Origin of the sequence: Maribellus sp. YY47 (assembly GCF_023111095.1) — a bacterium.
Lineage (GTDB): Bacteria > Bacteroidota > Bacteroidia > Bacteroidales > Prolixibacteraceae > Draconibacterium.
The window spans coordinates 214,393-227,947 of the sequence record NZ_JALGYW010000003.1 but is presented as its reverse complement, the minus strand read 5'-3'; the positions used below and the strand labels follow the sequence as shown (position 1 = coordinate 227,947).

Annotated in this window: 7 protein-coding genes; 6 read left to right on the top strand and 1 reads right to left on the bottom strand. The window is 46.2% G+C overall.

What is annotated here, in order from left to right; all coding sequences use genetic code 11:
- Positions 1 to 378 precede the first annotated feature (378 nt).
- Genes MR764_RS03705 through MR764_RS03695 form a run of 3 tightly spaced genes read left to right on the top strand, consistent with a single transcriptional unit; the run spans position 379 to position 4,159 of the window.
- Positions 379 to 828, top strand: coding sequence for a (2Fe-2S)-binding protein (locus MR764_RS03705; RefSeq protein WP_348773068.1), 450 nt, complete (start codon positions 379 to 381; stop codon positions 826 to 828).
- A gap of 41 nt (positions 829 to 869) precedes the next feature.
- Entirely contained in the window at positions 870 to 3,122 is a 2,253-nt protein-coding gene (locus tag MR764_RS03700; protein WP_247978044.1) for a molybdopterin cofactor-binding domain-containing protein, read from the top strand.
- Between the two features lie 26 nt (positions 3,123 to 3,148).
- Positions 3,149 to 4,159, top strand: a complete 1,011-nt coding sequence (locus MR764_RS03695) for an XdhC/CoxI family protein (RefSeq protein WP_247978043.1) — start codon at positions 3,149 to 3,151, stop codon at positions 4,157 to 4,159.
- A 661-nt stretch (positions 4,160 to 4,820) separates the two neighbouring features.
- On the opposite strand, the gene MR764_RS03690 is transcribed toward MR764_RS03695, so the two are convergent.
- Entirely contained in the window at positions 4,821 to 6,011 is a 1,191-nt protein-coding gene (locus MR764_RS03690) for an MFS transporter (RefSeq protein ID WP_247978042.1), read from the bottom strand.
- Positions 6,012 to 6,406: 395 nt separating this feature from the next.
- On the opposite strand from MR764_RS03690, the gene katG reads away from it, so the two are divergent.
- The 3 genes from katG to MR764_RS03675 all read left to right on the top strand — a co-directional run bounded on the left by katG (position 6,407) and on the right by MR764_RS03675 (position 13,250).
- On the top strand, positions 6,407 to 8,623 hold the full coding sequence (gene katG / locus MR764_RS03685) for a catalase/peroxidase HPI (protein ID WP_247978041.1): 2,217 nt from the start codon (positions 6,407 to 6,409) through the stop codon (positions 8,621 to 8,623).
- A 141-nt stretch (positions 8,624 to 8,764) separates the two neighbouring features.
- Positions 8,765 to 10,060 carry an acetylxylan esterase gene (locus MR764_RS03680; protein WP_247978040.1) on the top strand — a complete coding sequence of 432 codons (1,296 nt, stop codon included), beginning with the start codon at positions 8,765 to 8,767 and terminating at the stop codon, positions 10,058 to 10,060.
- Between the two features lie 376 nt (positions 10,061 to 10,436).
- Positions 10,437 to 13,250 carry a pitrilysin family protein gene (locus MR764_RS03675; protein ID WP_247978039.1) on the top strand — a complete coding sequence of 938 codons (2,814 nt, stop codon included), beginning with the start codon at positions 10,437 to 10,439 and terminating at the stop codon, positions 13,248 to 13,250.
- The last annotated feature ends 305 nt before the right edge of the window (positions 13,251 to 13,555 follow it).

The following is a 13,555-nucleotide window of genomic DNA, read 5'->3' as shown; positions in this document are numbered from 1 at the left end:
TTTGTATACAAGAAGTATTAAAAACCTAAAGGTTGTAAAAAAGTTTTTTGGATGATGGAATTGCAGGTAAAAAGTTGAGCCTATCGAATTTATTCCGGCTCTTTTCAATAACTCGGTTTATCGTTTTTCTATGATTCGGGCTTTTCATGCATGTCGTTTACTTCTGAAATAGTGGCGAAAAGACCTTTTGACGCTTTTCATTCGGTACTTTTAGCAAGGTTCAGAACATTTGTTTGCAATTAGGCGTTTCAGAGGTAACGGGTAGCATTTTACTTTACAACTTTTAGCTATTCTTCAACAGGTGTTATTTCTGAATGCAAATTATTTAGTATATTGATAATTCATTGATTACTTAACTAGTAGAACAATCCTATGGCAATTTTCAATCTTAAAATCAACAAAAAAGAATACCAGGTCGATGTTGATCCTTCTACGCCCGTGCTTTGGGTGCTTCGGGATCATTTGAACCTGATGGGGACCAAGTTTGGCTGCGGAATGGCACAATGCGGTGCCTGTACCATTCATCTCGACGGGAAAGCGGTGCGTTCCTGTATTACGTTTGTCGATTCGGTGGGCGACAAGGAAATCACCACCATCGAAGGCCTTTCTGAAAATGGTGATCACCCGGTACAAAAAGCCTGGCTCGAACACGACGTGCCCCAGTGCGGGTATTGCCAGTCGGGGCAGATTATGTCGGCTGTGGCTTTGTTGAATGAAAATCCAAATCCAAGCGACGAGGAAATTGAGACGGCAATGAACGGCAACATTTGCCGGTGCGGAACCTATACCCGGATTAAAGCGGCCATCAAAACTGCGGTCAATTCGTAGTGTTTTTTCAGAGATAACTGGTTAAACTAAAATCACAAAACATGACACTTGTAAAAACGACATACAACCGACGTTCTTTTTTTAAAACTTCGCTGGCAGCGGGTGGTGGACTGCTGATCGGTTTTAACTGGCTGGCTTCGGCCTGCACCTCCGACACGCCCAAAGGTCTGGTGATACCCGACGAGTGGTTTGACGTGAATGCGTACCTGAAAATCGGTGAGAACGGTGTGGTGACGATTCTGTCGCCCAACCCTGAAATCGGGCAGAACGTAAAAACTTCGATGCCCATGATCGTGGCAGAGGAACTGGATGTGGACTGGAAAAATGTAATCGTTGAGCAGGCGCCGCTTAATACCAAAAAATATACGCGGCAATTGGCCGGAGGAAGCGATTCCATCCGAACTACCTGGACACCGCTCCGCACGGCAGGGGCTTCTGCTTGTTACATGCTGAAGAAAGCAGCTGCTGACGCCTGGAATGTTCCGGTAGAGGAAGTAACCACCGAAGTGGGGGTTATTCATCACAAAGGAAGTGGTAAAAAAGCCGGTTATGGCGAATTTGCTTCGGCTGCCGCAGCGGTTTCTGTTCCGGAAGAAGTGGAACTAAAAGACCTGAAAGACTTTCGGATTATCGGAAATTCCCAGAAAAATGTGGACGGGCTTGGGATTGTTACCGGAAAACCATTGTTTGGCCTCGATTACAAAGTGGACGGTATGTTGACCGCCATGATCGTTCATCCGCCGGCATTTGGTATGACGCTGAAATCGTTTGACGCAAGCGATGTAAAAACCATGCCCGGCATCAAAGATGTTTTTGCGCTGAAAGTGTACAACGACGATTATGCCCGTCAATGGTGCGATACCTCTTCGTTCACCGAACTGGTGGCCATTGTGGGGAATTCTACCTGGGAAGTGATGACGGCCAAAGTAATGCTGACGGCGGAATGGGAACCTTTTTCCGAACAAAAATTCGCTGCAGCCGGGTGGGGCGGAAATACGCAGGATGTAACCGTACCCGGAGGATTGGAGAGTACCACTGAGCATAAGAAAAAGATGATAGCCGAAGCTGCCAAAAGCGCCCGCGTTGTCCGTAAGGATGGTAACCCGGAAGAAGCATTTAAAAAGGCAGCTAAAATAATTGAACGTACTTATACTGCACCATTTCTTGCACACAGCCCGATGGAGCCCATGAACTTTTTTGCCGATGTAAAAGAGGACAGTGCATTATTGGTAGGCCCCATTCAGTCGCCCGAATACATGGCAAAAACAGTTGCCGACCGGCTGGGATTTCCGCTTGAAAAAGTAGAGGTGCAAATGACCCGGATGGGAGGAGGTTTTGGCCGGCGTTTGTACGGTCATTTTATGGTGGAAGTGGCGCTGATTTCGCAAAAAATGAAAGCACCTGTAAAACTGATGTACTCGCGCGAAGATGAAATGACTGCCGGTATTTACCGTCCGATGTACCACGCCATTTACCGTGCTGCATTGGATGGCGATAATAAACTCACGGCTTTCCATGTAAAAATGGGAGGAATACCGGAAAGTGCGCTGCACGCGAACCGTTTTCCGGCAGGGGCATTGGATAATTACCTGGCCGAAAGCTGGGCGATCGAATCGAATATCAGCGTGGGAGCAATGCGCGCTCCGGCGTCCAACTTTAATGCGGCAGCTGAGCAGTCGTTCCTCGATGAACTGGCCGAAGAAATGGGAGTGGATCCGATTCAGTTCCGCCTCGACCTCTTGAAACGTGCGCAGGAAAACCCGGTGGGCGAGAACAACGATTACGATGCAGCCCGTTATGCCGGAGTGCTGGAATTGGTGCGCGAAAAGTCGGGATGGGATACGGATAGCCAGGGAAAGCACCGCGGAGTGTCGGCTTATTTCTGTCACAGAAGTTACGTTGCACAGGTGCTCGACATTGTGATGGAGAACGGAGAACCCAAAGTGGATCATGTATATAATGCAGTTGATTGCGGAATTGTGGTCAATCCCGACGCCGCGGTGAACATGACCGAAGGATCGGTGGTTGACGGAATTGGTACCGCCATGTTTGGTGAGCTTACATTTAATAATGGTGAACCCGAACAAAGTAATTTTGATGGTTACCGTTTGATCCGTCATGCGGAGGCCCCAAAGAAGATTGATGTTGCTTTTGTTGAAAACGACATACATCCGACAGGATTGGGCGAACCGCCTTATCCGCCGGTGATGGCAGCGCTGGCCAATGCGCTGTACAAGGCAACTGGAACACGGTATTATCATCAGCCGTTTATCAAAAATACCTTTGAAGTTTAAAGTCTACTTTAACTAAAGACCAGAAAATGACACACGAACTGAAACTTCTTTTCCATACCCTCGCTACCTGGCAAGAGATGGGGAAAAAAGCCGTTTTTGTTTCGGTGGTTGCGCTTGATGGCACTTCGTACCGCCGGCCCGGAGTGCGGATGCTCATCGATGAGGACGGTGAAACGGTGGGAGCCGTAAGCGGTGGTTGTGTGGAGAACGAGATCGTGAGACAGGCAGCCAATGTATTCCGAAGCGGCAAGCCAAGAATCATGACCTACGACGGCCGTTTGCGTATTGGTTGCGAAGGAATTATTACCCTGCTGATCGAACCGGTGTTTATCTCCGATGAACTGCTTCACGATTTTGAAAAGCAACTCGAAAGCAGATTGCCTTTTGAAATGGAATCGTATTTTAATACCGAAGTAGGAGAATACGAAAATGCGGGATCGGTTATCAGCCTGGGCGGAAAGAAATATACACTTCGTCCTTCTTTTGAACCCAAAGATGATCTGCAGGTTTTCAAACAGACTTTTGAGCCCTTGTTTCAGTTGTATATTTTCGGTGCCGAACACGATGCGGTAGAACTGAGCAAGGCTGCCAAATTATTGGGTTGGGAGGTAACCGTGGTCGCTTCACCCGATGAGCAGAAATCCTGTGACTATTTTCCCGGAGCAGGTGCCCTGATTACTCCTGCCTACGAAGAAATCAACCGTCTCAGAATTGACGGGCAAACAGCCGTTGTGTTGATGACACACAGCTTTAACAAAGACGTTCAATACCTGATGGCTTTGAAGGACAAGCAACCGGCTTATCTTGGTTTACTTGGATCGGTTAGCCGCCGCGAACGGGTGCTTTCGATGGTGCTGGACTATATGCCCGGTATTCCACCCGAATTTCTGGATCAGATCCATGGCCCGGCGGGGATCAATATCGGTGCCGAAAGCGCTTCCGAAATATCGGTTTCTATTTTAGCTGAAATCCTAAGTGTGATCCGTCAGCAGCAACCCGTTTCCCTCCGTGATAAGGTAGGGGCGATTCATGGGTAATAAGTTGAAATGAATAAAAGCAAAAACCGGGGCGCTCCCGGTTTTTTTTGTATCGTTTTTACTGCGGAAACTAAAGCATTGATATGGTCTTGTTGATGTCAAGGAAACGATCGGCGATTGGAGTGTCCCTGGCTTTGCGAAACCGTTTGGTAATAAGAATCCAGAGGATTCAAATGTATGTAGCTGGAAAATGTGCCAAACGAACATCCGACTCCGGCCGGAGTCGTACATAGAACAAATGCATTTTTTCTACAAACATTTAATCCCGCAGGGATTTTGTTATTTGGCTATGCCTAGTGTCACTATAAACAAGAACAGAACGGTGCTCTGCACCTTCACTTTTTCTTATGCTACCTGCAACTACAAATGTTGGTGGTGCGCTGCACCTACCTGCTTTTATCTTGTTTTTTTCGAAACGATGGATGCTAACGGTGCGCTGCACCTCAATATCCATTCCTGGATAAAAGGTTGGTTTTAGCAGCAGCGCTGCCAAATATTTATAGCTCTGGAAAATGTTCCAAACGAACATCCGACTCCGGCCGGAGTCGAACCGGCAACGGGCGATTCTGTCTTTACAGACATGCAATCCCTCAGGGATTTTAACAAGCTCATTTTATAGAAGCATTCGCTAATGTGTTTGTCAGCGTTTAGTCAATAGCCATCATTTTACACTTTTTTTGTTGTTCCATTTCAGGATAACGATCATCAGCAAAAAGATAAAAGGCAAGTTGAGCAACAGCAATACCTGCCAGCCCACAGCAAAAATAAACCACCCGGCAGAAAGCGAGGCAACCGCCTGTGTTCCAAAAATCACAAAATCGTTTACCGCCTGTACTTTGAAGCGCTCGCCGGCACGATAGGATTGCGGCAAAAGCGTAGTACCGCCAATAAATAAAAAGTTCCAGCCAATGCCCAGCAGCACCAGCGATACCCAGTAATTCATCAGATCGTGCCCGGAAAAGGCAACGACAATGCAGGCCAGATAAGCCACCAATCCAATCAGCATCATTAAGGGGATGCCCAGTTTTCGGATGATCCAGGCTGTAATCAGCGAGGGCAGAAACATGGCGATAATATGACTTTGAATCACCCATTTGGTGTGTGCGAGCGAATGGCCTTCCATTACGTGCATGTGGACCGGTGTGGCGGTCATAATAAAACTCATTACCGCATAACCAATAGTGGCGCTCAGCAAAGCCACCCAAAAAATACGCTGCCGGAAGATGGCTTTCAACGGGCGTTGCGGACTTTCAGATTTCTCCTCTCTCATCACCGGATTTTTAAATCCGAGCAAAAACAACATCGCCACTACAAACAAACCACTCAGCATGATAAATGAACCGGCGAATTCAACATCCAGCAGGTCTTTCCCAATTACTGCAATCTCGGGGCCCAGAAAAGCCGCCGCAATTCCACCCACCAACACCATGGAGGCTGCTTTGGGAATCAGCGCCTCGTCAACGCTTTCCATCGATGCAAACCGAAACTGCATGACGCAGGAGTAGGTTCCGCCAAATAAAAAGGTGCTGAAACAGAAAAGGTAAAAGTTGGATAGGAGGATGGAATAGCCCGCCAGAAAAGCAACAGCGACTGAATACGAAACCATAATAAAGAATGATCGCCGGCGGCCGATGGTATTCATCAGTAAAGTAACCGGCGGAATGGCAACGGCTGTCCCCACTACAATACTTGCCACCGGAAGCGTGGCCAGGTTCTCTAATGGTGCGAGTTTGGAGCCAACCAGTCCGCCCACAAATACAACCAGCGAACTTACCGATAAAATTAAAGCTTGTGCAACTGTCAGTATCCAGACATTGGAAGGGAGGCCGGCAATTGTTCTTGAGTGATTCATTGGGTGATGTTATGATCGAAAGTTGTTTTGTTCAATATTAAGCTGAAGAACAAACGGGAACCGGTAATGTTTGAAAATCAGAAAAACGGAATTTATTTCCCTTACTGGTTAAATTGATCAAATGCCCGGGAATAAATTTTCGCTATTGGAGGGGATGCGTTTTAATGATTTTTATGGTTTAACTTTAATTGTTTGAATATTAGATATGTATGTGTTTGGGGTGTGTCGCTCTAAGTCGTTTGGAAAAAGTGTATCACTTGAATCAAAGACAAATCTTTTGTAAATTGAAATGTTTCGCTCCTGAAATTAGATTATAAGCAGTGATTATGATAGTATGAAATCTATAAATATTGATTATTCTATCTTTAGATTAAACAAATTTTAAAACATCGAAAATGGAAAATTACAATCATCCTGAATCTTCTGAAGCTAATGAAAGCAAGTGCCCGTTTCATGGTGGCGCAGCAAAACACAGTGCCGGTGGCGGAACTTCAAACCGCGACTGGTGGCCCAATCAATTAAAAATAAACGTACTTCGTCAGCATTCAGCTTTGTCTAATCCGATGGGCTACGATTTTGACTATGCCGAGGCGTTTAAAAGTCTTGACCTGAAAGCTGTAAAGAAAGATCTGCATGCTTTGATGACTGATTCACAGGACTGGTGGCCGGCCGATTTTGGGCATTACGGTCCTTTGTTTATTCGTATGGCCTGGCACAGTGCCGGAACCTACCGTACTGGCGATGGTCGCGGAGGAGCAGGCGCCGGTCAGCAGCGTTTCGCGCCGCTTAACAGTTGGCCCGATAACGTGAGTCTGGATAAAGCACGTAGGTTGATTTGGCCGATTAAACAAAAATATGGCAAAAAAATATCGTGGGCCGATCTGATGATCCTGGCCGGTAACGTGGCGCTGGAGTCGATGGGATTTAAAACCTTTGGATTTGCCGGGGGACGCGAAGATGTTTGGGAACCCGAAATGGATGTTTACTGGGGGAGTGAGAAGATCTGGCTTGAAGACGAACGCTATACCGGTGAAAGGGACCTGGAAAACCCACTGGCAGCCGTGCAAATGGGCTTGATTTATGTGAATCCGGAAGGCCCGAACGGCAACCCGGATCCGCTGGCCGCGGCTAAAGATATTCGCGAAACTTTTGCCCGGATGGCCATGAACGATGAAGAAACAGTGGCATTAATTGCGGGAGGACATACTTTCGGAAAAACCCACGGTGCGGGAGATGCTGCACATGTAGGCCCGGAACCCGAAGCAGCACCCATCGAAGAACAGGGTTTGGGCTGGACAAGCAGTTTTGGAACCGGAAAAGGAAAAGATACCATCACCAGTGGTTTGGAAGTTACCTGGACCAATACACCCACGCAATGGAGCAACTATTTCTTTGAAAACCTTTTTAAATACGAATGGGAATTAACCAAAAGTCCGGCTGGCGCTCATCAGTGGGTAGCCAAAGATGCAGGAGATGTAATTCCGGATGCTTTCGATGGTTCAAAAAAACACAAACCGACCATGTTGACGACCGACTTGTCGTTGCGTGTTGATCCGGTGTATGAAAAGATTTCCCGTCGTTTTTACGAAAATCCGGATGAGTTTGCAGATGCTTTTGCACGGGCATGGTTCAAGCTGACACACCGCGATATGGGACCCCGTGCCCGTTATTTAGGCCCCGAAGTGCCGGCTGAAGATTTGATCTGGCAGGATCCGATTCCGGCTGTTACCCACGAACTGGTAAATGAGCAGGATGTTGCTGATTTGAAAGGAAAGATATTAAGTTCAGGTTTGTCGGTTTCACAATTGGTATCAACTGCCTGGGCATCGGCTTCTACTTTCCGGGGTTCAGATAAAAGAGGAGGTGCGAATGGAGCCCGCATTCGTTTGGCACCTCAGAAAGACTGGGAAGTGAATAATCCGGCAGAGCTGGCCAAAGTATTGGAAACGCTGGAAGGAATTCAAAAGGAATTTAATGCGCAGTCGGGCAGTAAACAGGTTTCGATGGCCGACCTGATTGTGTTGGCAGGATGTGCCGGAGTGGAGCAAGCCGCCAAAAGTGCGGGTATTGATGTTACCGTTCCGTTTTCTCCCGGACGAGGAGATGCACTGCAGGAGCAAACCGATGTGGCGTCATTTGAAGTATTGGAGCCGCTTGCCGACGGATTCAGAAATTATATGAAAAAGAAATATACCATTTCGGCAGAAGAAATGCTGATCGATAAAGCTCAGCTTCTGACGCTTACTGCTCCGGAACTAACGGTTCTGGTTGGGGGTATGCGCGCTCTGAATGCTAATTACGATCATTCGCAGAACGGAGTATTTACCAAAAATCCGGGTGTTCTTACCAACGATTTCTTTGTAAATCTGCTGGATATGTCAACCGTTTGGAAACCTTTATCAAAAGAAGGCGACTTGTTTGAAGGCCGCGACCGGAAAACCGGAGAACTTAAATGGACCGCTACCCGCGTTGATCTTATTTTTGGATCGAACTCCGAGTTACGCGCTTTGGCTGAAGTGTACGCATGTGCTGATTCAAAAGAAAAATTTGTCAATGACTTTGTTGCTGCCTGGAATAAAGTGATGAACCTGGATCGATTTGATTTGAAATAAATAATACAGAAAGAAGAGAGTAAAAAGAGGTGGTTCGAAAGGGCCATCTCTTTTTGTTTGGCTATAAAAGTGTACCGTAAGGAAAGAGTTTGTAGCGAAATTAGCGTATTTTCGGCGTCCAATAACCAACTATTGTATCCGATGAATAAAATCAAACACCTGATTCTGACTGCCGTTTTTGCCTTGCTGGCGGTTTCTTTTTGTTTTGCCCAATCGATCATTCTGAAACAAAGCAACGAGAGTGGCATTTACGATAAAGGCGAAAAGGCAAAAGTAACGCTGCTGGTCAGTGAGGTTGATGGCGACTCAATCCAGGTAAAAATCGATAAAAATTTTTCGAACAAAGCGGAATGGAAATGGATCGCCACTCCGGCCAAAGAACTTGTTTTGCTGGATGAGAAATTTGATGAGCCGGCTTCAATCGTTATTAGTGTGAAAGCGGGCGGTGAGGTCGTATCCACCGGGTTGGTGGCCGATATAAAAGACTATACTCCCGGCACGAAACGTCCGGCTGATTTTGACCGGTATTGGAAACGGCAAAAGAAGGAATTGAGGGCCCTTCCGTTGGAAATCAAAAGTGTTCAGGCAGAAACGCAGGCTGATGGTTTTGAATGTTCGGATGTAGAACTCAATTGCGTGGGCCCGAAACCTGCGCGCGGATATTTTGCCAAACCCGAAAATGCTGCTCCGGGATCTCTTCCCATTGTGCTGAATTTACATGCTGCCGGAGTAAAAGGCCACTGGTGTCTGGCAAGAGCCGAAACTGCGCTTAAGTATGCTCAAATGGGGAAAGGAGCTTTGTCGTTCGACTTAAATGCACATGGGATGCTTAACGGGCAGCCGCAGGAATATTACGACCAGTTGGAAGAAGGAGAGTTAAAGAACTACCGGGAAATAGGAGCTGAAAACCGCGAAGAGAATTATTTCAGAGGAATGTACCTTCGTCTTTTGCGGACGCTCGATTTTTTATGCAGCCAACCCGAATGGGATGGAAAACGAATTCTGGTGATTGGAGAAAGTCAGGGCGGGGGACAGGCGCTGGCGGCTGCCGGATTGGATCACCGGGTGAGCGCTGCCGTGGCAATTGTTCCTGCAATGTGCGATTTTGGCCGCACCTTGAACGGCGAAAAAGGAGGTTGGCCCAATCCGTTTGCTCTTTCAAAAAGCAAAGAGAAAATGTTGGAAACATATCCGTATTTCGATGATGCTCATATTTTAAAGGGTTCAAAAGCCACATTGGTAGTGGAAATCGGTTTGGTAGACTATACTTGTCCGCCCCCCGGAATCTATGCTGCACTTAATCAGGCTAAAGGTGAAAAGGTCATGCTGGTAACACCTTATCGCGGGCATCAGCTGGAACAAAAGAAATTTCAGCAACAGTGGGAAAAAACAATATACCAGCCCCGAATCGATTTTATAAGCGATTATTTGAAATAAGGATAATCAGGAGTGTGATTTTGGGAATTTTTGAATTGTTCCGCAGGAATAATTGAGGTGATTGCCCGCCATATGAATGCAAGCTTTTCGCAAGATACAACCGTCGATGGATGGAACATCGCGACCATATCCCGGAATTAACGGTGTAGCTGAATCATTATTACCCTATCAAAGGCGGTTTACAAAAAGAGAGGTCGAGTGTGATACCGGCCTCTCTTGGTGTGTAATTCTCTTTGCTTTAAACTGATTTTAGTCCGCAGTTATTTTGAGGGATCAATAAATATTTCTTTCATCTTGCTGATTTGTTGGGGGATAAAAGTTATTTCAAATGTATTTTATGCTAACTTCGTTCAAAACTAAAATCTCCCTTTTAATCATGAAAAAACTTAATCTTCTCCTAATTATCGTTTTTCTCAGTTTGATCTCTTGTTCAACCCGGGAAAAAAGCGATGAAAAACTCTCCGTTCCTTACGAACAGTATCAGTTGGATAATGGCCTTAGTGTTATTCTGCATCAGGATAAGTCTGATCCGATTATTGCCGTTGCCATTATGTATCATGTTGGTTCAAACCGCGAAGTGCCCGGGAAAACCGGATTTGCCCATCTTTTTGAACACATGATGTTTCAGCAGTCAGAAAATGTGGGGCAGGATGAATTCTTCTCAAAAATTCAGTCTGCCGGTGGTACGCTCAACGGAGGTACCGGAAACGATCAGACCATTTATTACGAGGTGGTTCCGCGCAATGCCCTGGAAATGGTTTTGTGGATGGAATCAGACCGCATGGGCTATCTGGAGAATACGGTTACAAAATCGGCTTTCGCCAACCAGCAAAACGTGGTTCAAAACGAAAAACGGCAATCGTACGACAACCGCCCTTACGGATATAACAGTTGGTTGATTGCTAAAAATCTTTACCCGGAAGGACATCCTTACAGCTGGACCGTAATCGGGGAAATGGAAGACTTGTTTAATGCTACGGTTGACGATGTAAAAGCGTTTCATTCAAAATTTTATGTTCCAAACAATACGACCATCGTACTGGCCGGCGATTTCGAAGTGGCAGATGTGAAACCTTTGCTGGAGAAGTATTTTGGCGAAATACCGGGCGGCGAAAAAGTGGAAGACATGGAACCTCAGCGGGTAAGTTTGTCCGAAACCAAAAAGTTGTATCACGAAGATAATTTTGCGAAAACGCCCCAGTTAACCATGATTTGGCCATCGGTTGAGGAGTTTTGTGACGATGCATATGCACTCGATTTTCTGGCGCGTGTTCTGGGCGATGGGAAAAAATCGCCGTTTTACAAGGTGATCGTAAAAGAAAAGAAATTAGCTCCGCGTGCCGGGGTGTACAACAACTCGATGGAACTTGCAGGACAGTTTACCGTGTCGGTAAATGCCAATGCCGGAACAAGCCTGGCAGAGGTAGAAAGTGCCGTTTTTGAAGCATTTAAAAGATTTGAAGAGGAAGGAATAACGGAAAGGGATCTGGAAAAACACAAGGCCGGACTTGAAACTCAGTTTTATAACGGCATGAGTTCGGTATTGTATAAGTCGTTCCAGTTGGCGATGTACAACGAATTTACCGGCTCGCCCGGTTATATCGAGCAGGACATTGAGAAGATAAAAGCGGTAACCATCGACGACATTAAACGGGTGTATGAAACCTATATAAAAGATAAGCCTTACCTGGCAACCAGCTTTGTGCCGAAAGGACAGGTTGAGCTGATTGCTGAGAATTCTGTTGATGCCGGTATTGTGGAAGAAAATGTACTAAACGCCACACAGGTCGATCAGTCGGCAATTGCAGAAGAGGAAATAATTGAAAAAACACCTGCCGGTTTCGACCGCTCGGTTGAGCCCGCAAAAGGTCCCGATCCGGAGATTACGGTTCCTGCAGTTTGGACCGGTGAAACGACAAATGGAATAAAAGTTTATGGAATCGAGCAAAATGAGCTTCCGTTGATTCAGTATTCGATGGTTATCGACGGAGGGCATTTACTGGAATCAAAAGATAAAGCAGGCGTTGCCAGTTTTCTGGCCAGTATGCTTACCGAAGGCACCGCAACAAAAACGCCCGAAGAACTGGAAGAAGAAATTGATTTGCTGGGCGCCAGTATTAACGTTTATGCCGGAACTGAAAACCTTACGGTGTCAGTCAACTGTTTGACCCGAAACTACGAAAAAACGCTGGCATTGGTCGAAGAAATTCTGTTGCAGCCGCGTTGGGACGAAGAACAGTTTGAACTCACAAAACTGCGGATGATCAACAACATTAAAAGCAACCAGGCAAATCCGAATTATTTGGCCAGCCTTGCTTTGGACAAGTTGATTTATGGCGACGAAAATATATTGTCGGTTCCCGGAAGCGGAACCATCGAGTCGCTCGAATCAATTACCATGGACGATTTGAAAGATTTCTACAACAAAACCATATCGCCTTCGGTAGCGAAAATGCATGTTGTAGGAAAAATAGGACAAGACAGGGTTTTGGCCGGACTCAATGAAAGTTTGGTCGCCAACTGGAAGCCATTTAATGTGGAAATTCCCCGGCTCGATGCTCCTCAGCTACCCGAAAAGTCGGCCATTTATTTTGTTGATGTTCCCGGTGCCAAACAATCGGTTATCAATATCGGGCAGTACGCCGTTCCCCGGTCGTCAGACGATTTTGAACGGGCAACCGTCGTGAATTATAAACTCGGGGGAAGTTTTAACGGAATCGTGAACCTGATTCTGCGCGAAGAGAAAGGCTACACTTATGGGGCAAGAACCTATTTCTCGGGAGGAAAGAACTTCGGAACCTTTGAAGCCAGTTCAAGTGTGCGGACTTCGGCTACCGAAGAATCGGTTCAGATATTTAAAGACGAAATCGAAAAATACAGAAAAGGTATTTCAGATGACGATCTGCAGTTTACCAAAGATGCATTGATTAAATCAAACGCCCGCGAATTTGAAACGCTTGACGCACTTCATTCCATGCTGGTCAATATCAGTGCTTACGATCTGCCTTTCGACTATGTGAAAAGAGAGGAAGCCTTTATAAAATCGTTAACGCCCGAAAAGCATCAGGAGCTGGCGCAACGTTTAATCGATCCGGATCATATGTACTATGTGGTGGTGGGCGATGCCGAAACTCAGCTTCCGGTCTTAAAATCCATCGGATTGGGCGACCCGGTTCTTCTGGAACTGTAAACAAAAGAACGTTTACTGGTTAGTATAAACAATCAGTAAGGTTCGACAAAATAAGTAAGCATAAAAGAATAACAGCCTGTTAGGTTGTTTGAAGCCAGGGAGAGGGTGGTTTGGAATTCTGCAGCCAAACCATCCTCTCTCAAATTATAGCCACAAAAGCCTGTCAGCCCGATGCTCGCAGCTCGATACTCGTAGCTTGCAGCTTATCCCTTGTCGCTCAAAGTTCCATACTCTTTGCAATTTACCAGTTTTACAATTTAGCAATAGCTTGCAGTTCTGTATTGCCGTGCTGCTGTTTTTTACTC